Here is a 22,707-nt window from a genome sequence, read left to right on the forward strand (position 1 = left end):
AGAAAAAGCAGGATGAAGCCGCCAAGGCCCTGAATACTGAAATCGCCAGCCTGAAACAGCAGATCGCCCAGCTGCAGAGCGGAGAGAAAGAGACCCTTGCCGCCCTGAACAAGAAAAACGCCGACCTGACAGCCGCTGCCGCGGCCGCCAGTGCCGCACAGAAAAAACAGGATGAGGCCGCCAAGGCCCTGAATGCTGAAATCGCCAGCCTGAAGCAGCAGATCGCCCAGCTGCAGAGCGGAGAGAAAGAGACCCTTGCTGCCCTGAACAAGAAAAACGCCGATCTGACAGTTGCTGCCGCTGCCGCACAGAAAAAGCAGGATGAAGCCGCCAAGGCCCTGAATGCTGAAATCGCCAGCCTGAAACAGCAGAACGCTCAGCTGCAGGCCGGAGAGAAAGAAACCGTTGCCGCCCTGAACAAGAAAAACGCCGATCTGATTGCAACTGCCGCCGCGACTCAGAAAAATCAGGACGATACCGTCAAGACACTGGCCGCTGAAATCGCCAGTCTGAAACAGCAGAACGCTCAGCTGCAGGCCGGAGAGAAAGAAACCGTTGCCGCCCTGAACAAGAAAAACGCCGACCTGATTGCAACTGCCGCCGCGATGCAGAAAAATCAGGACGATACCGTCAAGACACTGACTGCCGAAATCGCCAGCCTGAAACAGCAGAATACCAGCCTCACCGCTGCCACCCAAAAAACGCTGGACGAGAATGCCAAGGCACTTTCCGAGCAGGTTTCTGCCCTTAATAAAAAGAATACTGAGCTGGTCGCAACAGCCGCTGCCGCACAGAAAAAACAGGATGACGCAGCTAAAGCACTGGCCGCTGAAATCGCCAGTCTGAAACAGCAGAACGCTCAGCTGCAGGCCGGAGAGAAAGAAACCGTTGCCGCCCTGAACAAGAAAAACGCCGACCTGATTGCAACTGCCGCCGCGACGCAGAAAAATCAGGACGATACCGTCAAGACACTGACTGCCGAAATCGCCAGCCTGAAACAGCAGAATACCAGCCTCACCGCTTCCACCCAAAAAACGCTGGATGAGAATGCCAAGGCACTTTCCGAGCAGATTGCTGCCCTTAATAAAAAGAATACTGAGCTGGTCGCAACAGCCGCTGCCGCACAGAAAAAGCAGGATGACGCAGCTAAAGCACTGGCCGCTGAAATCGCCAGTCTGAAACAGCAGAACGCTCAGCTGCAGGCCGGAGAGAAAGAAACCGTTGCCGCCCTGAACAAGAAAAACGCCGACCTGATTGCAACTGCCGCCGCGACGCAGAAAAATCAGGACGATACCGTCAAGACACTGACCGCCGAAATCGCCAGCCTGAAACAGCAGAATACCAGCCTCACCGCTGCCACCCAAAAAACGCTGGATGAGAATGCCAAGGCACTTTCCGCGCAGGTTTCTGCCCTTAATAAAAAGAATACTGAGCTGGTCGCAACAGCCGCTGCCGCACAGAAAAAGCAGGATGACGCAGCTAAAGCACTGGCCGCTGAAATCGCCAGTCTGAAACAGCAGAACGCTCAGCTGCAGGCCGGAGAGAAAGAAACCGTTGCCGCCCTGAACAAGAAAAACGCCGACCTGGCTACGACAGCCGCTGCCGCACAGAAGAAACAGGACGAAGCAGCTAAAGCGCTGATTGCTGAAATCGCCAGTCTGAAAAAGCTGAATACTGAGCAGCAGGCTAGCGAAAAAGAGGCGATTGCTAAATTAAATGAAGAGAGTAAGAAATTACAGGCAAAAATTGATACTTTGTCATTGAATGACAAAAAAATTAACATCAAAGATGCAACTGATAGAAACTCTTATGCTTTAGGTGCTTTTTACTTAAATCAGGCGTTGTTTGAAGCAAACAAGATGGTGTCAAACAATATCAAGATTAATCCTGATTCACTCGCCTTAGGCTTTAATGATGCTTATAACAATAAGCTAAAGATTAAGACGAATGAAGTAGAAAAAATCATTACTAATCTCAATGATAAATTCACCTCAAAAATACGCGTGATTGAGGATAAGTTAAAAGATAAAATAAAAAATAAAAATGCCGAGATGCTCTCTAATGGTTCTTATTTTGTCATCGATAAAAAAGGCAAAGGAAAATATAATAAGGGTGATGTCATTATATTTAATGTTTTTGAAAAACATCTCGATGGTAAGCCAATTCTGAACACAATGAATTCAAGTGTTGTGTATAACAATGAAACTGATCCTTTCATGCAGAAAATCATCACTTCAGGCCTTAAAGGTGGGGTTATTACTATTTATGGAAAAGTCGAAAGCTTATACAATGAAATACCTCCAGAAATCAAACCTGGTGAGATCATTTCTTTGACTTTTGAGTTACAACCATAAACTGAATACTCTCCCCGATTAACGATATGCTAAATCGTTAATCGGGTGAGTTTTTAGGGAATTCAAAAAAAACACTATTAATCAAAAGATGTATCACCTTTCCAGCTATACTTCAATCAGTGACATCTCTTACTCTGTCTAATGCTGGCAATAAAGTAAAACCACACAATAAAACAGCAACAATTTAACTTTTATAGATAATTTAAAATCTATTGTAGGTTACATTTACCTCCCTGTTATGTAACATTTCTCACATAACTTAAATTTATGTATTCTTATATTATAATATGTAATTTATGTTTTATCAGAACCTATTCCAGGCTAGTATTAAATTACTAATCCAGTCATGCTATTTAATTGTATTGATGAAGATTACTGACAGTAAAAACCAGTGTTCGCTTACCACTCTGCTCCATAAAAAGCATAATTTTTACTTCACATAACATTTTTGAATAACGGAGTATTTATGAAATTGAAACCTCTTATGGCGGCAGTAATTACCCTCTCTTCTATGATGGCTTTTACCGCTCAGGCTGCGACAGCCACAGAGACTGCTGCAACCACTGCTACCGAAAAGAAAGTCAATGATTACGAAGCAGTAATGATTGATAAAGTATGGGTAACTACTAAAGCATTGGATCAAGACAAAAAAGATGTCTCGCCTCAAAACGAGCAAGTTGCTAACTACTTTGGTCTTGCCGAGTATTATCCGAACGGAAGCTTCAAAATGACGACCATCGAAGGTGAACCGAAGATGCAAGGTGACTGGTCTTTTGATGCTGAAGGTAAAACCCGTTCACTGACTGCAAAAAATGATAAAGGTGATGTACTCTTCACCCGTGTCGTTGAAAATATTACCGTAACACCGGATGAGTATACTTACCGTATTTATCCATCTCAGGATGATAAATCAAAATACTTTGATATTGTTCACGAAGTAAAAAAATAATGTGATCGTCTCCCCACCTGCTGCAGGTGGGGAGACTGAATCTATTCTCTCACACGCCGACACTCTTCCGTTATTCTCTCCGATATATACCGCACAGAATCAGACAGCCATTTTCATATTTTCATAGTAAGTTGTACTTCACGCGGATCGCCAATCTGGCTGGACAGATTATTACTGGCAATCGACGAAGTATAATAGGTTTATCAAACAGATTTTGAATATTAATCTGCAATGTGACCGGATATTGCAATTTTATTTTGTACGCTAAAAACGTATTGGCAGCCCTGGTAAATAACAGAATGCATTACTATTATCAGAACGACGGCTGACACCATGACCACAGCCACCCAGCGTCCTTGTATTACTCATAAAGGCATTCTGCATATCATAAGTCAGAAATACTGATCCTGTAAGCTGTGGGACGTTTGGTAGAGGTATTCCTTTATAGTCCAGGTCTACAGTGACTTTAGCCACGCTATAACCTTAACTGGCGATATTATTGGCATTCGTCGTTAATGAACCCTCCACATAGAATTCTACTTCCCGGGAGCAAACCCAACCGGTAATTTTTGCCACCGTCTCGCCATTATTCATTTCGTTATAAAGCACATTACAGCGACTGCCTTTTTCAAATACTAGACCATGTTCCATAAACACAGTTTCGAGGTGGTTCTCAAAAGCAAAACCAACGCGGCTCTTACGACGATTGTGAACACTCAGAGAATATTGAATGAAGACATCAACATCATCTTTCTCTGCCTCCAAATCCAGTCTGAAGCTGCTACCTGACGATATATTGTTCCATTACACGAAATAATAAATTCTGAAAAAACTTTGGAGGCAGGAAACCCCCCAGGATATAGAGAAAATAACCATACCAAGGCTCCATCTCGGAGATCCGGTTCCGGTTCGAAGATTAATCCCAATTTCTTCAAGGAAAATTCTGACAGGGAGCAGCAAGTTTTATCTGATAACTTGACGCCATAAAAACGGTGATCAGTATTATTCCTCTGGCAAGCCCGAAAAAGGATCGCAGTTGCCATTCTACTTGACTATCTTTAGGGGCAAACAGCTTACCCGCTCGTTGTTATACCGAAGAGCAGTTAATAAAAAATCACCTTCCCCAATTCGCCCCGTAGCTTGATTGCCAGGATAGTAAAGTCGGTATTAGGGGTTCTATGTTCTTTGCCAGCTCTTGCATCATATCAAGTGATTGTAGTACCTATTAGACGATGTTCATCATCGTCAGATAGCCAAACCATCAAGCCTGGGATCTGGGGGGGACAACATCGGCCGTAGTCAGCGATTTTCCTGTCGCATAAAAAAAGCGCCGTAGGGCGCTTGCCGTAGAGCGCTTTTTATTTGTAATCAACCCGTGTTTCTTAGTTCTTTTGATTTTCGTATTTCAACAGCACAGGCAATTCTTGAATCAAGTAAACGTGCCACTGCGGCAAAAACGGGCACAATGACTGAATTTCCAAACTGTCGGTATGCTTGGGTATCAGATACAGGGATCCGAAAAGTGATTTTTCCAGGTTGCTCAAAGCCCATCAGTCGCGCACATTCTCTAGGAGTCAATCTACGTGGGCGGCGGGCCATATTTTCAGGATCATTAAATTCCTGTTCACCAATAGCCATATCCCACCCACGGTCAATTAAAATTTCAGATCCGTCCTTGTGATACCTTGCGCTGAGAGATCTGCAAACTACTGATTGATCTAAAACATTTACAATTCCGAATCCAAATCCATTCCCTTTTTCTTTATGCTTTTTGGCATACTTGTAAAGATAATCCCAAAGTTTTGGCGTCAAAATGTATTTCTCATCAACATCATCATCAAGCAAGTCTTTAACTGCTGGTCGTCGTTGTGGAAATTCTTTAACTATATCTCTTAAGGTGAAGCCATCTGCAAGATTCAGATCCTTCCTGAATCCTACTAATACGATACGCTCGCGGTGTTGAGGAAGGAATTTTTTGCCGTCAATAACCTTGGGGTCATCTGCTCCCATAGCATCAGCATCAGCAACGTCGTAGCCTAATTCATTCAGGGTATCCATGATGACACGAAAGGTTTTGCCTTTATCATGGCTCTTCAGGTTTTTGACATTCTCCAGGATAAAAATAGCGGGCTTTTTTGCCATAATGATACGAGCAACATCAAAAAACAGTGTTCCCTGGGTATCACACTCAAATCCATGCTTACGTCCTAGTGAATTCTTTTTACTCACCCCTGCAAGACTGAAAGGCTGGCAAGGAAAACCTGCCAGTAGAACATCATGGTCAGGAATACTTTTATCGATGTGGGTATACGCCTGCTCTTCAGTGATATCATCCTGATTACTCAGAGTAATGTCCCGAATATCCGAATTGAAAATATGATTTTTTTCGTCACAGTACCAGTTAGCTTTATAAGTCCTGACGGCGTAGTTATTCCATTCACTGGTGAATACACATTCCCCACCTATTGACTCAAAACCACTGCGAATGCCACCGATACCAGCAAAGAGATCAATAAAACGAAAACGACTTTTAGCATAATGAGCAGGTGGCGAGGGTAGCAGGCTCTTAAGCATCTTGACTTCAACTTCAACCAATCGCTTATTAGTTAGCTTGCCATTTACCCAACGATTGATGGTTTCACGCGTCCAGTCACTACCACTCACCTTGCGCAATACTTCAGCCACAACCTTCTGATCATAGATCTCCAAAACTTTTTTCAAAAGACACAGTTCTTCTTCTTGTTTAAGCTTATTCGCGTCCCGTGATTGTTCAATAAGTTCATTAATAACCGGTTGCAACTCTTTCACGCTTACTCCATCTGGGTTGAATGTGTGATGCTTAATCACTGATATAACCCTAACACAGCGATCTGTTTATGTATACAGTACATGAAACTACAATCGTAGAAAGGGAAAACTGGTGATTTAGTACAAGTCCTCTACTGGGTTGACAGGCAACTTTAAGCAAATAGCAGAATTTCAATATCGAATCATAATTAACATGTGAATATCTGCTTTTACTGCAAAATCGGACATGTTGCTCGGCTTGCTTAGGCTTAATGCAGTGGCTCCATCCCTTTATTCCAAAGAGTGTCTTCACGGCATGATTTCCCAGAATAACGTCCGCAGGCATTTTTCATTCGGGGCTTTATTCTCTGAATCTTTTAATTATTTAACCTTACTCGTTTTCATTCCCTCACATTTGACGTTCACTTCATGGAGTATTGCATGGCGGCTTCTGTTATGACTGAAGGTTTCTTTAGTTTTTATATTAGGATCAGGCATTTTTAGCGTGTCAGCTATCTGTATTTCTTTGAACCCTGTTTGATTATGTGACTCGCTGTCAATACTGAGGTAAAAAATAATGATGACTATCCTGTTTCAGGGAAAGTGAACGCAGACATCAAACCCGCCACATTAATGAACCACTTTATGCATGACATTTTCTCACTACACAGGGCATTAAATATGCTGACTCAGTGCTTACAAGGCAGTATGAATTCGCTCCGTCACCCATAAATCAGATAGTGAGAAAATATATTCATTACAATTTGCGTTATTAAAAAATAGATTTTGTAACATCTTAGAAAGGAATTGTTATATTAATGTTTATTTAGTATTTTACTACTGTGAACGATGATAAACATAGTGAATAAATCCAGTTAAAGATCAATGATGTGGGATTAAAGTCCGTTTAATTCAAAATTTACAGGATAATAAGCCAAATAAAACAATCGGAGCGATTTAATACTCGGTTAGCATATTAAAATAAATTTAATTCGACTTTTCATACACGCAGAAGGTGTATTGCTGGGTAATTAACACATTATTTACAATAAAATAATTTATAATAAATTTACATTAAAATCAATTGGTTAACTATTTTATACAGACCTTTAGATCGCTAAGCTCAATCGATTGACTTGCATTCATAGATAATGACTATCGCAATTACACATTTTGAATGTTTTAATCAATTTTACGCAATACGACTATTCTGATTAAATCCTCCCAACAAAAACTTACAATACTCAGGGGAGAAATATGAATGACCGACAAATTATCGATGACAGATTAAATATGTTAATGAGTGGTTACTTCAAATCTAAACGCCTTGAGTGTGGGTTAACCGGGAAGCAAGTGGGAGAACTCTTGTCTAAAAGTCAGCAACATATTTCCCGTTATGAACGAAATAAAACCTGCATCCCGTTAAGCGACATGGTGTTCTTCTTAAAAGCATATAATTTTAATCTGGATGATTTCTTTGATTATTTATTAAAAAACGTCCATTTCCTGAATGAAGGCAGCAACGCGGATCAGAGCAGACATACAGACATAAAATAACCTTTACAACCGAAGCTGAATGAATTTCAGTTCATCACATCCGTTTATCTGTAAGGCAATGAGCGAGACACGTTTTTCAGTGCAGGGGGCCAGAGAAAAAGAGAGCGTATTTATCTAAAAATAAATACGGAGGGTTATGTTCCTTTATGATGAGCATGCTTTTAATAAATTAAAAACAAAACGTCATTTCATTATTAATATTACAGAATTATAACATTGCATGTTATATATAATATGCAATTGCAAAAATACCCGTTGGCGTTGACGCTATGCGCATTTATCCGAAACGGCCAGTAACACATCACTGATGATGAAAAATGCCCAGAACCAGTTACAGGGCTATGTCAGGGGATTTATTGGCGATAACGCGGGTAGCGATGCGGGCTGTAACGATACGTCCAGCTCCATATTGTTTAATCAGGACCCAGTACTATTACTAGAGAATGTAGATAACAATATGTCATATTCACTGGATTTAAAATGGGTGTTATGCCCTGTCGCCAATCCGGGACTGGGAGCGGGAACGGCATCGACAACCTTAAATGTTATCTGGCAGTAGCGCGGTTCGGACCGCCGGTCAGCGCACGTTAAGCCATATTCTTATTCTCTGAGGCTTCTTTTTCCGGTGACCTGTTCTGCCCGCGTGACGATAAATACCGCAGGCATATTCTCTGTCCGTGGAAAAGCGATGACCGGCTGGTCATTTATCTGGTTTTCCACGCGGGTGTAAACCAGAGTGTTTGCATGGCTCCTGTCAGGACTCACCCCGCACAGATTGCCGACCGCTATGATATACCCATAAAAAAGATCAGTATGTATAAGCGCCAGCTAATGAAAAAACTGGGGGCCACATCGGATATCAATATGTATAAGGCGGGCTTAAAATACACGCATAGGTAGAGACGAAAGCTGTGGAGGAATGAATTTATTAGGCAGTTTAATAGTTCGTTTCGGCAAGAGTTTTTAAATACTTACCGGTTTGAATTATTGAGTCAGCTCAGAGAGAGGACATGATTCTGGCTGCAGAATTATCACCTGAATCGTACTCATGAAAGTCTGGGGCATCTTTCCCAGAAGATATACCGGAAACAGCCAGAAGACTCCATTCAGGTTTTTCTCCGATACGGGAAGCGGACCCTTGCATAGGCCATGTTGCTTACGTCGTCAGGGCTGGCTGCGACGTGTTGACCATTTTGCAGGTTGACCGATGAATTCACGCAATGTGTCGAGAAATACCGTGACTCTGGCAGGCGGGTGACGTAACGCGCGTAGCGCATATATGCCTGTAGATACATGTATTTGTGAGGACATTTCCGGGAAGAGTTGTACCAGCGCCCCACTGTTAATGTCATCCCCCACCACCCAGTCCGGCAGGAACGCGATCCCCAGCCCTTCAACCGCAGCCTGACGCATCGCTTCGAAATCATCACAGCCAAACATGGGCTGGCTCGTGTTTTCTCTGGCCGGATGGCCAATCACACTCGACCAGCAAAGCAGATCAGTACCGTGCAGCTTATCAATTAAACGATGTGAGGCAATGTCATCCATCGAGGCCAGGATCCCCGCGTTTTCCAGGTAGGTGGGACTTGCGCACAGCACGCGTATTTGCGTTGCTATTTTGCTGGCAATCAACGTGCTGTCGGCCATATCACCAATACGGATAACAGTATCAAGACGTTCAGCCACGGGGTCAGCCAGCCGTTCGGTCAGATCCAAATCAAAGCCCAACTCCGGATACTGGCGGGAGAGTTTTGCCATAACCGGCAGCACATAGCGTTTACCAAATGTGGGATAACAGGCCACTCTCAGCACACCGGTTACTTCGCCCTTCATCGACGCAAGTTCCTGCTGCGTATCTACCAGTGAATCAAGAATCTGTCTGGCGCGAATAAGCAGTATCTCCCCGGCATCAGTCAGGGTTAAATGCCGCGTAGATCGCAAAAAAAGCGGGGTATCCAGGTATGCTTCCAGTGCATCGATCTGCCGTCCTATCGAGGAGGGCGTGCGTCCGCGACGGCGACCTGCACCCGAAAAACTGCTTTCACGGGCGACATCGACAAAAACTCCAAGGAACTCGGCAAATTTCTCTGATTGCATCTGTGCATTTCTTGCATAGCTGTTGTGGGGAGAAGCCATCTTATCAGTTATGTGCGCTGAGCTTAAGATCCCCTCAGTTGAATGACATTACACAAACACGCACACACTGAGGATAACGGCCATGCAAAATCATCAATACGATCCCCTTTATCTTTTCATCGACGGTGACTGGATTGAAGCGGGCAATCGCGATACCACCGCAGTGATTAACCCGGCAACCGAAGTCACCATTGGCCGCTTGCCGCTGGCGACCTCCGCCGACCTTGAACGTGCTCTGTCAGCCACCCGTTCTGGTTTTGACGTCTGGCGCCATACCGTGCCTGCCGAACGCGCCCGCATCATGAAAAATGCCGCCACCCTGATGCGAGAACGCGCTGAACATATTGCCTCGCTAATGACGCTGGAAGAAGGTAAACCCCTGCATGAAGGCCAAGACGAAGTACTGCGGGCCGCTGACTATTTTGAATGGTTTGCGGAGGAGGCCCGCCGGATAGATGGGCGCGTTGTAGCATCAAATCGCCCCGGTGTGCTGCAACTGGTCAAAAGAGAGCCCATTGGTCCGGTTGCCGCCTTTACTCCGTGGAATTTCCCGGCCATTACCCCGGCACGCAAATTATCAGCAGCACTGGCCGCAGGTTGTAGCGTGATCCTGAAACCCGGCGAAGAGAGCCCGGCGACGGCACTGGCACTGGCGCGCTGTCTGGATGATGCTGGTCTGCCTAAAGGCGTACTGCAAATTGTGTTTGGCGTACCGGATCAAGTTTCCACCACGCTTATCGCCTCGCCTGTTATTCGCAAAGTGGCATTCACCGGTTCTGTGCCGGTAGGTCGACTGCTGTCTGAGCGTGCAGCCGCCGGTGTTAAACCGATTACCCTGGAACTTGGCGGTCATGGGCCGGTACTGGTTTTTGCCGACGCCGATATTGAAGCAGCGGCAGTTGGTGGGGCGGCTAACCGTTTCCGGGGCACCGGCCAAATCTGTATATCTTCAACCCGCTTCCTTATTCAGCGCGGTGTATACACACAGTTTGTCGAACGCTTCGTGAGAGCAACAGAGAAACTGGTTATCGGGGACGGCATGGCGGAAAACACTCAAGTGGGGCCGCTGGCAAACATTCGCCAACTAGAAAAAATGGAAGCGCTGATTGCCGATGCTGTTGCTCTGGGCGCGAAAGTGCTCACTGGTGGGAAACGGCTCAAGCGCCCTGGCTTTTTCTTTGAACCCACCGTGCTTGCCGATGTGCCGATGGAAGCACGGGTCATGCACGAAGAACCCTTTGGCCCAATTGCTGTGATGCGTCCGTTCGACGCGCTTGAGGATGGTCTGGCAGAAGCAAACCGTCTGCCGTATGCCTTGTCAGCTTACGCTTTTACACGCGATGCCCGTACAGTACTGGATGTTGGCGATGGCCTTGAAGCCGGGATGATAGGCATTAATCAGTACCGCATGGTAGCGACGGAGCTGCCTTTCGGTGGCATGAAAGAAAGCGGGCATGGTTCAGAGGGCGGTCGGGAAGGTATCGGCCATTACCTGGTGAATAAATTCATCAGCCAAATCTAAAACACCTTACCACTAATGACAGAATACAAGAGGAACTGACCATGAAACCTGTTGATTTTACTCGCCCACGCGAAGCTGCCCGTGCATTTACCCCTAAACTTTCCGACTTCGTTGAGCAACCGCTGTATTCCGATGTCTGGACAGATCCAGACCTGGCACCGCGCGACCGTAGTCTGATTACCATCGCCTGTCTTATTGCCCTGAATCACTCCAATGAGCTACCGGCCCACTTGCGTCGTGGCATTGAAAACGGTCTGACCAAAACAGAAATTTCCGCCCTGATTACGCACATGGCGTTTTACGCAGGATTTCCGGCAGCGATTACTGCATCTGGCTATGCCAATGCCACGTTTGACGAACAGGCCTGAACGACGGGTTATCCATCTTCTTATTTCGGGAAACAGAATAATGAAAGCAATCACCTTTGATCAATTCGGTCCGGCCGATGTACTTAACATCAGTGAAGTCGCAGACCCACAGCTGCGCCCCAATGATCTGCTGGTCCGCACGCGGGCGGCGGGGGTCAACCGGGCCGATCTCACCCACCGACGCGGCGGGTATGGCCGCCCTGATTTTGGCGACTCGAAGATTATGGGGTTGGAAATCGCCGGTGACGTTATTGCCGTTGGAGAGAATGTAAAAGGCTATAACCTGGGTGACCGTGTTATGGGGATCGTCGGAGGAGGGGCTTACGCAGAAATGGCACGCATTGATTACCGGATGGCTATGCCAGTGCCGGAAAGTATGGACTATATCCATGCGGCGGCCATCACCGAGGTATTTGTAACCGCGCATGAAGCGCTTATCCATCTGGGTAAACTGAAACCTACGGAAACGGTATTGATCCACGCCGGAGCCGGCGGTGTGGGAGGCGCCGCCGTACAACTGGCACATGCGACTGGTGCAACGGTAATCACCACCGCGAATTCTGCAGCGCACGCTCTCGTTCGCCGTCTGGGTGCCAATCACGCCATTGATTACGTTACAGAAGACTTCTCCGAAGTTGTCGCCAGCATCACAGATAACAAGGGGGTTGATCTTATTCTCGATTTTATTGGCGCGCCTTATTTTGAACGGAACGTGAGCTCACTCAACTTTGGTGGACGCCTGGTGCAGATTGGCATTATGGGGGGCATTGAAAACGCGAAGATCCCGTTAGATCGGGTGTTGTACCGCCATCTGCAGATTATCGGTACGGTAATGAAATCGCGTTCGCAAGAAGTGAAGCATGAGATGTCTCGCCGCTTCAAAGAGAGCTGGTTAACTCGCTTCGGTAAAGATGGACTGAGCCCAGTGATTGACAGCGTGTTCCCGCTGGCAGAAGCCAGGAAAGCTCATCAGCGTATGGAAGACGGCCTCAACGTCGGAAAAATTGTGTTAACGATGTAGATGACGCAAACAAGACGTTTTTTCTGCCTTTTTCACCGCAGTCCCTTCGCTATCCGACATGAACAGCCCGTGCAATATACTCAGGGCTGTTCGATGTCAGAGAATGAATCAACTACCAACATAAAAAATCACCAGGAGATTAAGCTCTTCTTGTGTCTGTACCTGATTGACAGATTCTAATTCCACTTTTAGCTGAATAACCCATCCATCACTCTAAAATCCACCATAAAAGTAGGTCTATTATTCTTAGTTCAAATCTATTCTGATTAATTAACCCTCTATTTTAATATGACTTCACCAGCAACATCATATGTGATTATTTTGTCACCTGATTTAGCGCTCACAGTGTGAATTCTAATGATTCTTTAATAATATTAATTTATGATACATACTCTTAGTTACTGATATACAATATGTTTTTATAAAAAAAAGAGACGGAAATACAAAGTTCATGCTGTTGTCAGCTGTTTTCCGTAGATTTTTAGTAAGATTATTCTTATATTAAGCAGATAACGCATTTAACTCGAAAAAACTTGGGATAGGAAACCACTATGCCTAGACCTTCGGCGCTTTACGTTCCACATCTTTTGAATGCTAAAGATATTGAACCAGAAGAACGTTTTAGCCAAATATCACATAATCTAAGCAGCTATGGTATCGATGTAGTGAACAATCGACGACCAGAAGACATTATTGCCCAACATAAAACAATATCTGGAGTAATGGGTGATTATTGCAGCGCCTTTGGTTCAAAAAATGATACTATCTTCGACCCTCATAAAACAAAAGACTCGATGATCTATATTTCATTAATTGTTCAAGGCAATCAAAGAATTGATGGCAGAGAGAATAAGAGTAGCACTCAGATTGATCAGGGTATGTTAATACTACATGAGCGTAATGACTATTATCATTATCAGGCTACGGATGTTAAACAGCTTTATATTATTCCACATATTGATCAGGTTAAAACCATTTTTACTGGCAAACTAAATCGACCAGTTATTTCTCTGGATAATCATCATCTGGCAACTTTCCTAAAGTCTCATATGTTACTTCTGGATTACCAGTCAGCCACTTTAAATTCTAAAGAAACGTCACTTATTGTTGATAACCTGCATCATATGGCACTGTTAATGATGGCTGATGTGGCTAAAGAGCAAGGCCTGATTTCAGAAGGAAAACAGAATCATATCTTCAATGCCGCAAAATCATATATTAAACAGAACTTTAGTCAGCATGAATTATCGCCAGATTTAATATCTAAAATACTCCGCTGCTCAAGGGCCAGTCTTGACAGGGCTTTCAATGAACAGGGTATCTCTGTAATGCTACTGATTAAGAGCGTACGTTTAAACGCGGCGCGGGAACTACTGGAAAACAACAGGACATTAAGAATAGAACAAATATCATGGTTGTGTGGTTTTGTTAATCACTCTTTATTCAGTAAATTATTTCGAGAAAAATATAAGGTTTCTCCAAAAACCTGGCGTGATAACTTTAAAGGGTCCCTGTAATCATCACCAGATTCAGGAATGAACATTCATGTTCATCAAATGATTTCTTCTCTTGTAGCTGTCTGTAGTAAATATTTAAAATTTATAATTATAAAATAATAGAAATTAAAAATTAGTGATGCGATTTAAACGTTTTTACCTGACGTTCAATAATATAAGTAACTAAGCTATATAACGATATTCCTATTGATATAACAGCAATGCCCATTAAGATCATAGTGCTCGTACTCATGACTCTGCCTCTCTCTGCATAGCGATGGGAATATCATAATAGTAATTATTTCGATACAAAAAGAAGGATGCGGAGCCTCAAGACTGTTCTTTGCCCCTCAGAGTGAAAATTTCTACTTAAACTAAACTCTGTCTATTTCCTGTCGTCTGACACCAGCCTCAAAAACCACAGTATTAATATGGATAAAGGCTTATTAAAACAGGTCGGGCGTTGTCTGACAGGCATATCAGCGACGTTACAGAAAATTATCTGCTCTTATCATTCCCGACATTAAACACCAGGAAAAACGCGTCAGACAGGCAAAAAATGCAACTTTCATTCAGACAGATAATAGCATCAACCAAGTTTTAACTGGCTGATGCTATCCGTAACTTATTCTTTACGGCTCAGAACGAACGGAACAGAATCGCGAAGTGATGGATTAACGGTACCGCTGTGATTAAGCCCAGGGTAAAGATGAATACTGGTCTGAGTCCCTGCCGCTTTAACATCAGCAGCAAACTGTTTTTGCATCGCCGTGGGTACGTTAATATCCGCCTCACCAATACCAATAAATACAGGGTGGTCTATCTTGAGCGTTGGATATTGCAGCGACGCTTTAGCGGAGATCAAGAGGTTCTGGATACCTGGCTTCAGGCTATTGCCTACCGTTAACTTCTGCTTCATCACTTCTTCAGTTAACGGAGTAATACACAATTCATTCGCACGTGCTAATAGTGGCAGAGCTTTATCCTGAAAATAGTCTTCTGCTTTCAGTTGTGGGTTTTTAGCCGCTTCCGACAAGAAAATATAGAAGATATAAGGGATTTTAGGATCCCCAGTGACTTCCTGCTCATCAGACTTAACCGGTGATAAGATTTTGGCTGCAGAGCTATTTTCATTAAAGTACGGTGTGCCTGTCAGGACAGTTCCGTTAATGTTTAACTCAGGCGCATATTCAGTCTGATACCCGGCACTGGCAAAAGCAGCGTGGGCCCCCTGTGACTGACCAACAAGAATGATTTGATTACTTAATGGGAAAATTTTCTGCGCAGCTTTAATACTGTCCAGCGAACTCCAGGCCTGGGCTCGCGCGTTCAGATAGTGATGTAACCCTTCTGAACCCAGACCAGCATAATCTGGGGCCACAATCGCATAACCCAGCGACAACCAAGTATTTAAATACTGGCTGTCACGCAGGGTGCGTGGATTTAAAGAAGGTGCACAATCATGGGCAACACCTACAGTACCATGTGCCCATGCGACAATAGGCCAACCACCTGGAGGTGTGGGTCCTTTGGGCAGAAAAACAGCCGCCGTATCGATACGTGAACCCGTTCCTTTGACTCCATCAGTTGAAGGATATTCAATACGGTATTGAGCCGATGCTTCCATTAATCCTAAGGGTGCAGCTAAGACTGTCTTGGTGATGATGGCCGGGTTATCTTCGCTCTTAACTTCTGCCATCGTCATATGAGAGGCCGAAATTAACAGTGCCGGAATGACCCAACGTAATTGTTTGTTAACGTAATCCATACAAACCCATCCCTGTGAATGAACGTTGAATATCTTGCTTGTCATATTTATATCAAGCGAGGAGGACTTCGGTAATTGAGTATAATTCAGGACTCAATGCTGTGTAACATACCAGACAACAAATAGTTGCACATGCATATTATTTCAAATAATTTTTTTTACCGCTGCATGCGGATATTCCGCCACAGTGTTCGCGTAAAAGGCATACTATTCAGTAAGATTATTGCCTGAGGGCCTCTGTTTATCGAAATAACATGCCTGTCGATATGCAAAATATCACCTTGTAATAAGGCAACCTTAGATTCATACCACAAGATAAGATGTGCCCGGTTTTCTGCAGCGATAATTGAGAAAAATGAGTTATTTGATGGATGAGTAAAAGTATCGACAGCAATCCAATGCATATTTACCTGCCTTAGCACTATAAATGCCGGTATCTGGTAACGTGATCCGATTTATACATAAGGTGACACAACAAATCTATCAGGAACTATTGCAGCACCATCGCAGTACTTTATTCTTGATTATTTCTGTATCCCGGCCACCACCTTTCAAGTTCCATTTTATGCTTAGCAGCCAGCATACAGTCTAAACATCATTTATAATTGACTCAATTCTTTCTTGTAATTGCGGTTTAATTTTATCTTTTCAAAAAATGCGCACTTCCGAATGCGAGGACAAAAATTACAAAAACACATCTAAAAATCTTAATGACATCATATCAGCCAATATCATTATGTTGTTTATGGGTATTTCCAGAAACTCATTTAACACTGAGATGATAACATCGTATTTTCTTCTATCCTAGTGAACAGTGATTTTTTCACACTGGCAACTCTTTGTCTTGGCAAAAATTAAAGCTCCGGTATTGAATTGTATCATCCTACATTTGAATTAATAAGAGTGACAATAGGTTACAGTTATATTAAATAGTCAATATTTTTATAACTTTGTGATAAAGATCACCCGTCAGAAACGTCTTGGCAATCACCTGAAAATAAATAAATATTTAGTACTAAAAATACCGATAATAAAGAGTCTATATACAAGATATAGGGTAGCGATATACATATTTCAGAATATTACACTGTAGGTATATCTATACCCAAAATAATTCGAGTTGCAGCAAGACGGCAAGAGAGGGGATCCTGGTGAACTTACTCAGTAAGTGATTCAAGTGAGTGAGCGTACCAACGCAGATACAGCTTGAAGTATGACGGGTATATACATACCTACTGCGACTCCCTTTTTATCGTAACCTGCCACCTTAATCCGTTTTATCGACTTACCATTGATACCAGTCCTTGCAAATAATGCGTCAGAGGGTGACTTCAAATTCCTTTGTGACATTGTGCACATTTCCATCATGAAACCGGTTGCACGCAATAAAGTCACTGCTAGGATGAAACCGGTTTCATCAGTCATTCTTTCTCAAAAATTAATATAAGGCCGCTAAAATGACAGCCATCAGAGATTACAGCGCATTGGCGAGGGATATCCTTCGTGAGGTTGGGGGAGAACAAAATATTCACGGCTTCTCCCGCTGTGCGACGCGTTTACGCTTAGTGTTAAATGAAACGCCCGCTGAAGCCAAAAGCAAAATACAAGGATTACCTGGCGTCATTGCCGTTGTTGAAAGTGGGGGCCAGTTCCAGGTAGTAATAGGAACCCACGTTGCTGATGTATTCAATGCAATGAATGATCTGGTGGGCGATAACCACAGCGCTAATGCCGCTCCGATTAAAACGCGCTGGCTGGATAGAGTCATTGCCACTATGTCGGCGGTCTTCGCTCCCATTATTTATATTCTGGCTGCTGCAGGGATTTTGCAGGGGATATTGATAGTCGTATCCCTGATTGACGATAGCATCAAAACCAGTGATACCTTCGCCATTCTGAACTTTATGTCATGGACACCCTTCGCATTTTTGCCGGTGTTTATCGCGATTACTGCAGCACGTCACTTCAAATGTAACCCCTATATTGCGGTACTCTGTTGCTGTGCATTGATTAACCCTGACTGGACCGCGATGGCAGGCAGGATCGCCAGCGGTGAAACCGTGACTTTCCTGTTTTTCCCGTTAGCTAAAACGGTCTATACCTCCTCAGTGCTCCCTCCCCTGTTCTTGGTCTGGGCACTGTCATGGCTGGAAAAACGTGTTGACCGTATGCTGCCCAGCGTTATTTCCGCACTCTTTACACCGCTGATTTGCTTTGTGATCATCGTTCCACTAACGCTTATCGCTATCGGCCCAATCACCACCTGGGCTGCAATGGGTATTGCCAGCGGCTATAACGTCTTATTTAACACAGCACCAGCTCTGGCCGCTGCTGTGATTGGTGGAGTGTGGCAAGTTATTGTTATCTTTGGCGTTCACTGGGGTATCACGCCGGTGATTATGGCAAACTTTGATACTAACGGTTACGACTCATTCCAGGCTTATCAGACCATTGCCGTTATTGGTCAGATGGCTGCCGTATTTGGTGTGTTTCTGAAAACACGCAACACGGAGCTGAAAACTACCTCCTTATCCGCAGGTGTTACCGCCATCTTTGGTATCACTGAACCCGCCATTTACGGTGTGACATTGCGCTTTAAAAAACCGTTCATCTGTGGCTGTATTGGTGGAGCCGTCGGTGCGGTGGTCGCGAGCCTGTTTGGTTCTCTGTACTATGCCTATGCGGGTTTGCCAGGCTTATTGACTATCGTCAACTCCATTAGCCCAGATGCCCCGATGTCATTTATTGGCGAAGTAGTAGGGAGTGCAACAGCAATTATCCTTACCATTGTTCTGGTACAGTTTGTTGGCTTTAATGACCCGGTAGCAGAAAAGAGCGCTCCGGCAACCCCTGTTAACACCGAAAATAAATCAAATACCGACTCTGTTGCTGTAAAAACACCGCTGACAATTCTAAGTCCAATGCAGGGAACAGTTATTCCACTGGAAAACGTTGCTGATGAAGCCTTCTCCCAGAAAGTGCTAGGTGATGGCGTGGCGATTCAACCGAGTGAGGGGCTGGTCGTTGCACCAAGTGATGCAAAAGTAGAAACGTTGATTGAGTCTCATCATGCCATTGGCCTGACGTGTGAAAATGGTGCCGAACTGCTGATTCACGTTGGACTGAATACCGTTAATTTACAAGGGCAGTATTTTACGCCGCTGGTCAAAGAAGGTGACTGGGTGACAGCAGGAACCCCGTTATTGCGCTTCGACAAAGAAGCGATTGAAGCAGCCGGGTATACATTAACTACACCGGTATTAATCATCAATAGCGACGAATATACACTGACTATTGAGCAATCTGAGGGGGAGATTGGGCAGAAAATGCCATTAATGACGGTATCCTGAACCCTTATATACCCAAAATAATTCGAGTTGCTTGCAGGTGCGCCTCACGCACGCAACACCCAAGCAACTTGAAGTATGACGGGTATATGTCGCACAGACCTTGTGATACAGATAGAATACCAGGGCGATTTTGCCCCCTTTCTATGAACTCTTCAGTGCCGAGGAATGTTATGGTTACAATACTGGATGTGGCAAAAAAAGCCGGTGTTTCAAAAGCGACAGTATCCAGAGCGCTGAACGGTAAAGTGGTTGTCAGTCATAGTGTCAAAGAACGCATTAATAAAGCGATAGCCGAAACGGGTTATCGCCCTAATTTATTAGCACGAAGGCTGGCAACCAACGAATCAAACTCCGTCGGTCTGGTGATAACCAACGGACTCTACGATGGCCCCTTTTTCTCTTCAATGACATACCATGCCGCCACCTGTAGCGAACAACATCAACGACAGTTGGTGTTAGCTGATGGTAAGCATTGCCGTGAAGATGAACAAAATGCCATTAATTTGCTGATTCAGTTACGCTGTGAAGCGATTATGATTTATCCCAAATACTTAACCGTTGATGAACTGGATGACATTATTGACGCAAGCAGCATACCTATTATGGTTATCAACCGAGAACTAAAACGTAACCGTGCCAATTCAGTTTTTGTCGACAATCAGTTATGCAGTGCCCAGATGGTTAATCATTTACTGGAAAAGGGGCATCGACGGATTGCATTTATTTCTGGAACGCCGGACTCTCCCACCGGTAAAAAACGTTTACAGGGATATCGGGATGCGCTGGAAAAAGCAGGTATTACTCCGGATGAAAGTTTAATTGTTCATGGTAACTATCGGCCTGAAAGTGGCTATAAAGCCGGGCTGGAGTTACTGAAAAACAAGGGTGATTTTACTTGTGTTTTAGCTGCCAATGACGATATGGCTATGGGTGCAATGAAAGCGTTCACAGAACAGGGTTATGCTATTCCCGCAGATATCTCGGTTGCCGGATTTGATGATGCCCCTCTTGGCCGTTATTTCACACCAGCATTGACCACTATCCATATACCTATGGATCAAATGATCAAAGATGCACTGCAGATCCTACTATCCCCCTCCGATACATCTGCTATTTTTCCTGCTCATCAAGGTACTCTGATAATCAGGGATTCTATTGCTGAGCGAACACCTGAGTAGCAGGCGATCATCGTTATGTATTTTATCATGCTGATTCTGAAGTCTACATCAATATGGCTGATACCTTTCTGTGTAAGTTTTTACGGTAACCAACTGATATAACAGTTTCTGCTGATGTTTCTACGGCTATTTTATTCGTAGTATAGTAGGCCAAATATTCTGTGACAGGATGGCTGATGTATTACTCTATCGGTGAATTCGCAAAACTCTGCGGTATTAATGCGACAACATTACGTGCATGGCAGCGACGTTATGGGTTGCTTAAACCCCAGCGTTCGGATGGAGGGCATCGACTCTATAGCGATGATGATATACAGCAAGCTTTGAATATTCTGGACTGGATAAAAAAAGGTGTCCCTGTCAGTAAAGTAAAAACGCTCCTCGACAGGCCAGAAGAAGAGTTCGCCAATCAATGGATAGCCCTGCAAGAAAAGCTGTTACAACAGCTGACTACCGGTCGTATCGATGCAGCCCGGCATACCATTTATGATGCCGGGCACGAGTACCCAAGGGTAGAGTTAGTCGCACAGCTACTCAGGCCTTTACGCAAAAAAATATCAGCAAACCTTGCCACAACGGTCACCCTCAGGGAAATACTGGATGGGCTTATTATTGCTTATACGTCTTTTTGTATCGAGGGAGATAAAAAAGCGCCTGGTGATAACTATCTGATCAGTAGCTGGTATTTAACGGATGCCTGCGAGGTATGGCTGGAAGCGCTTCAACGTACAGGCCAGAATAAACGTATCGATATTTTACCCCATTTATCCAATATGCTCGCACTTGATATGTTCCCTGAGCATCACTGGATTCTGGTCACCGCAGAAAAGCTCTCCCCCTCCCAACTCACACAGATTCGACAATGGCAGGACAGTGTTAAATCTCTCGAGATAATCACCCTCTAGAATGCTGCACTGTCGCCTGTTTACCTTCTGTTCAGTCTGCAGACTGCAAAAATAACCACTTGATAATAATCAGCATATTAATTTTTACACTTTAGAACTTGGACAAAAATACTCTTTTGTGTAAGTTTAAAGCCTGATAGCTCATTTTCTACGCTACGGTAGCCAAGTCATTCCCACGGTTGAAGTGAAGATTATTTGCAGAGGAATATCATCATGATGAGAACACCCAAAATCGGCATCAGTGAAAAGCTGACCGCATTCCAGGTAGGCTTACAAGAAGATGATATGTCTACTCAAGAATTACTCACTGAACTTGCGGCAGAAGCACAATGTATAGCAGTTGATTCCGCTACCGTTATTCCGTTACCCATTCCCCGCTTTATCTATACCACCATAAATAAAATACAGCAGCCTGGTGACCTGAATGGACTAATTATTGGTCACTATTCTATGAGTGAGGATCTAAAAACAGATATCGCTGAACACAGAGAAATACATCCAGATACAAGGAAATATCAGGCATTACTGAAAACCAGAATGGCAGAACAATATCCCTGGATTCCCTTGATAGAAAGCGAACAGCTAACCAACTCTGCGTTGCGTGAAAATTTTATTATCTGTGTTTCTGCCCTTAATGAACTCAATCAGCTGGGAAAACGAAAACTCACACGCCATACACTGATCGATTTTCATAGCCGTTATAAACTGGTGTTAATGGCACATAACCAGCCCAAGTACCGGGAAATAGGCCCGTTTGTCGCTAACATCCACCAATGGAAAGATTTAGATGATTTTTTTATCGTCTATCGAAAAAAGCTCATGGCTATCTTGCAACAACCGGCATCATGCGAAAATCACGTGAATGCGATGATGCATATTCAGGGTTATTTCAACCGTCAGCAAACCGCTGAACAAAGAAGTGAACTGTGTCAGGTTATCCATGATTATCGTCAGGGACGTCTGCCACTCAGCGCTCCATTAACGCTGCTAAAAAAATATCTTTCTGAGTATCCGAATAATTATCTACTAACACAAAAATATTTCATGTTTTATCCGAATAATTATATTTGAATTATCCACGAGAAGGCCGTGACCTGACCTGTTAATGGCACGCATTTACTCCCTATTAAGACGACATGGTTACTGTCGTCTTTTTTTTACCTTGCGACAAAAAGAATATCATCAGTCAAGAGAGCAATATTCCTTATGGTATCGGATTGAATCTGGCTTTATTAATATTCTTACCTGCAAGTACTCAGTAGAAACGCCCTGCACCACACATAAGTACGGGGCGGTAATGGCTGTTACTACAGGAA

The 22,707-nt window shown here is 44.0% G+C and carries 15 protein-coding genes and 3 pseudogenes; 13 read left to right on the plus strand and 5 right to left on the minus strand.

Going from position 1 to position 22,707, the window contains the following annotated elements; genetic code table 11:
* Positions 1-2,354, plus strand: a 2,354-nt coding sequence (locus Q1A40_RS21590; RefSeq protein ID WP_300005238.1) for an FKBP-type peptidyl-prolyl cis-trans isomerase N-terminal domain-containing protein, incomplete at its 5' end; no start/stop codon positions are given.
* A gap of 466 nt (positions 2,355-2,820) precedes the next feature.
* Positions 2,821-3,303, plus strand: a complete 483-nt coding sequence (locus Q1A40_RS21595) for a DUF4822 domain-containing protein (RefSeq protein WP_300005241.1) — start codon at positions 2,821-2,823, stop codon at positions 3,301-3,303.
* 113 nt (positions 3,304-3,416) lie between these two features.
* Here Q1A40_RS21595 and Q1A40_RS21600 read toward each other — a convergent pair.
* The 3 genes and pseudogenes from Q1A40_RS21600 to Q1A40_RS21605 all read right to left on the minus strand — a co-directional run.
* Positions 3,417-3,939 (minus strand): annotated as a pseudogene (locus Q1A40_RS21600) (TonB-dependent receptor); the annotation flags it as partial.
* Positions 3,940-3,978: 39 nt separating this feature from the next.
* Positions 3,979-4,068, minus strand: a pseudogene (locus Q1A40_RS23240) (type II restriction endonuclease); the annotation flags it as partial.
* Between the two features lie 603 nt (positions 4,069-4,671).
* Positions 4,672-6,111 carry a DNA cytosine methyltransferase gene (locus Q1A40_RS21605; protein WP_300005244.1) on the minus strand — a complete coding sequence of 480 codons (1,440 nt, stop codon included), beginning with the start codon at positions 6,109-6,111 and terminating at the stop codon, positions 4,672-4,674.
* Positions 6,112-7,347: 1,236 nt separating this feature from the next.
* Here Q1A40_RS21605 and Q1A40_RS21610 point away from each other — a divergent pair.
* The 3 genes and pseudogenes from Q1A40_RS21610 to Q1A40_RS21620 form a co-directional block, all read left to right on the plus strand.
* Positions 7,348-7,647: a helix-turn-helix transcriptional regulator gene (locus Q1A40_RS21610; protein ID WP_300005246.1), complete on the plus strand. Its 300-nt coding sequence runs from the start codon at positions 7,348-7,350 to the stop codon at positions 7,645-7,647.
* Positions 7,648-7,954: 307 nt separating this feature from the next.
* Entirely contained in the window at positions 7,955-8,206 is a 252-nt protein-coding gene (locus tag Q1A40_RS21615) for a hypothetical protein (RefSeq protein ID WP_300005248.1), read from the plus strand.
* 356 nt (positions 8,207-8,562) lie between these two features.
* Positions 8,563-8,793, plus strand: a pseudogene (locus Q1A40_RS21620) (integrase core domain-containing protein); the annotation flags it as partial.
* Between the two features lie 18 nt (positions 8,794-8,811).
* Here the strand turns inward: Q1A40_RS21620 and Q1A40_RS21625 are convergent.
* On the minus strand, positions 8,812-9,744 hold the full coding sequence (locus Q1A40_RS21625; protein ID WP_300005251.1) for a LysR family transcriptional regulator: 933 nt from the start codon (positions 9,742-9,744) through the stop codon (positions 8,812-8,814).
* Positions 9,745-9,865: 121 nt separating this feature from the next.
* Here Q1A40_RS21625 and Q1A40_RS21630 point away from each other — a divergent pair, with 121 nt between their 5' ends.
* From Q1A40_RS21630 to Q1A40_RS21645, 4 genes are all read left to right on the plus strand, one after another.
* A complete protein-coding gene (locus Q1A40_RS21630; RefSeq protein ID WP_300005254.1) occupies positions 9,866-11,305 on the plus strand; it encodes an NAD-dependent succinate-semialdehyde dehydrogenase in 1,440 nt (479 codons plus the stop codon).
* 41 nt (positions 11,306-11,346) lie between these two features.
* Positions 11,347-11,673: a carboxymuconolactone decarboxylase family protein gene (locus Q1A40_RS21635; protein WP_300005256.1), complete on the plus strand. Its 327-nt coding sequence runs from the start codon at positions 11,347-11,349 to the stop codon at positions 11,671-11,673.
* Between the two features lie 40 nt (positions 11,674-11,713).
* Entirely contained in the window at positions 11,714-12,694 is a 981-nt protein-coding gene (locus tag Q1A40_RS21640; protein WP_300005259.1) for an NAD(P)H-quinone oxidoreductase, read from the plus strand.
* Between the two features lie 551 nt (positions 12,695-13,245).
* A complete protein-coding gene (locus Q1A40_RS21645; RefSeq protein WP_300005262.1) occupies positions 13,246-14,211 on the plus strand; it encodes a helix-turn-helix domain-containing protein in 966 nt (321 codons plus the stop codon).
* Positions 14,212-14,815: 604 nt separating this feature from the next.
* Here Q1A40_RS21645 and Q1A40_RS21650 read toward each other — a convergent pair.
* Positions 14,816-15,895 (minus strand): lipase family protein, encoded by a 1,080-nt coding sequence (locus Q1A40_RS21650; RefSeq protein WP_300005297.1) that lies wholly within the window; start codon positions 15,893-15,895, stop codon positions 14,816-14,818.
* Positions 15,896-17,415: 1,520 nt separating this feature from the next.
* On the opposite strand from Q1A40_RS21650, the gene Q1A40_RS21655 reads away from it, so the two are divergent.
* The 4 genes from Q1A40_RS21655 (at position 17,416) to Q1A40_RS21670 (ending at position 22,462) form a co-directional block, all read left to right on the plus strand.
* Positions 17,416-19,308, plus strand: a complete 1,893-nt coding sequence (locus tag Q1A40_RS21655) for a beta-glucoside-specific PTS transporter subunit IIABC (protein WP_300005265.1) — start codon at positions 17,416-17,418, stop codon at positions 19,306-19,308.
* A gap of 170 nt (positions 19,309-19,478) precedes the next feature.
* Positions 19,479-20,486 carry a LacI family DNA-binding transcriptional regulator gene (locus Q1A40_RS21660; RefSeq protein ID WP_300005267.1) on the plus strand — a complete coding sequence of 336 codons (1,008 nt, stop codon included), beginning with the start codon at positions 19,479-19,481 and terminating at the stop codon, positions 20,484-20,486.
* 176 nt (positions 20,487-20,662) lie between these two features.
* Positions 20,663-21,391 carry a MerR family transcriptional regulator gene (locus Q1A40_RS21665; protein ID WP_300005270.1) on the plus strand — a complete coding sequence of 243 codons (729 nt, stop codon included), beginning with the start codon at positions 20,663-20,665 and terminating at the stop codon, positions 21,389-21,391.
* Positions 21,392-21,604: 213 nt separating this feature from the next.
* Positions 21,605-22,462, plus strand: a complete 858-nt coding sequence (locus Q1A40_RS21670) for a DUF1722 domain-containing protein (protein WP_300005273.1) — start codon at positions 21,605-21,607, stop codon at positions 22,460-22,462.
* The last annotated feature ends 245 nt before the right edge of the window (positions 22,463-22,707 follow it).

The sequence above is a fragment of the uncultured Cedecea sp. genome, from assembly GCF_947498825.1.
Taxonomy (GTDB): domain Bacteria; phylum Pseudomonadota; class Gammaproteobacteria; order Enterobacterales; family Enterobacteriaceae; genus JGM124.

Coding starts and splice junctions, on each gene's coding strand:
- Q1A40_RS21645 (WP_300005262.1), top strand. CDS start 13,246: ATGCCTAGACCTTCGGCGCTTTACGTTCCACATCTTTTGAATGCTAAA.
- Q1A40_RS21640 (WP_300005259.1), top strand. CDS start 11,714: ATGAAAGCAATCACCTTTGATCAATTCGGTCCGGCCGATGTACTTAAC.
- Q1A40_RS21660 (WP_300005267.1), top strand. CDS start 19,479: ATGGTTACAATACTGGATGTGGCAAAAAAAGCCGGTGTTTCAAAAGCG.
- Q1A40_RS21625 (WP_300005251.1), bottom strand. CDS start 9,744: ATGCAATCAGAGAAATTTGCCGAGTTCCTTGGAGTTTTTGTCGATGTC.
- Q1A40_RS21610 (WP_300005246.1), top strand. CDS start 7,348: ATGAATGACCGACAAATTATCGATGACAGATTAAATATGTTAATGAGT.
- Q1A40_RS21635 (WP_300005256.1), top strand. CDS start 11,347: ATGAAACCTGTTGATTTTACTCGCCCACGCGAAGCTGCCCGTGCATTT.
- Q1A40_RS21595 (WP_300005241.1), top strand. CDS start 2,821: ATGAAATTGAAACCTCTTATGGCGGCAGTAATTACCCTCTCTTCTATG.
- Q1A40_RS21665 (WP_300005270.1), top strand. CDS start 20,663: ATGTATTACTCTATCGGTGAATTCGCAAAACTCTGCGGTATTAATGCG.
- Q1A40_RS21630 (WP_300005254.1), top strand. CDS start 9,866: ATGCAAAATCATCAATACGATCCCCTTTATCTTTTCATCGACGGTGAC.
- Q1A40_RS21655 (WP_300005265.1), top strand. CDS start 17,416: ATGACAGCCATCAGAGATTACAGCGCATTGGCGAGGGATATCCTTCGT.
- Q1A40_RS21650 (WP_300005297.1), bottom strand. CDS start 15,895: ATGACGATGGCAGAAGTTAAGAGCGAAGATAACCCGGCCATCATCACC.
- Q1A40_RS21615 (WP_300005248.1), top strand. CDS start 7,955: ATGATGAAAAATGCCCAGAACCAGTTACAGGGCTATGTCAGGGGATTT.
- Q1A40_RS21670 (WP_300005273.1), top strand. CDS start 21,605: ATGATGAGAACACCCAAAATCGGCATCAGTGAAAAGCTGACCGCATTC.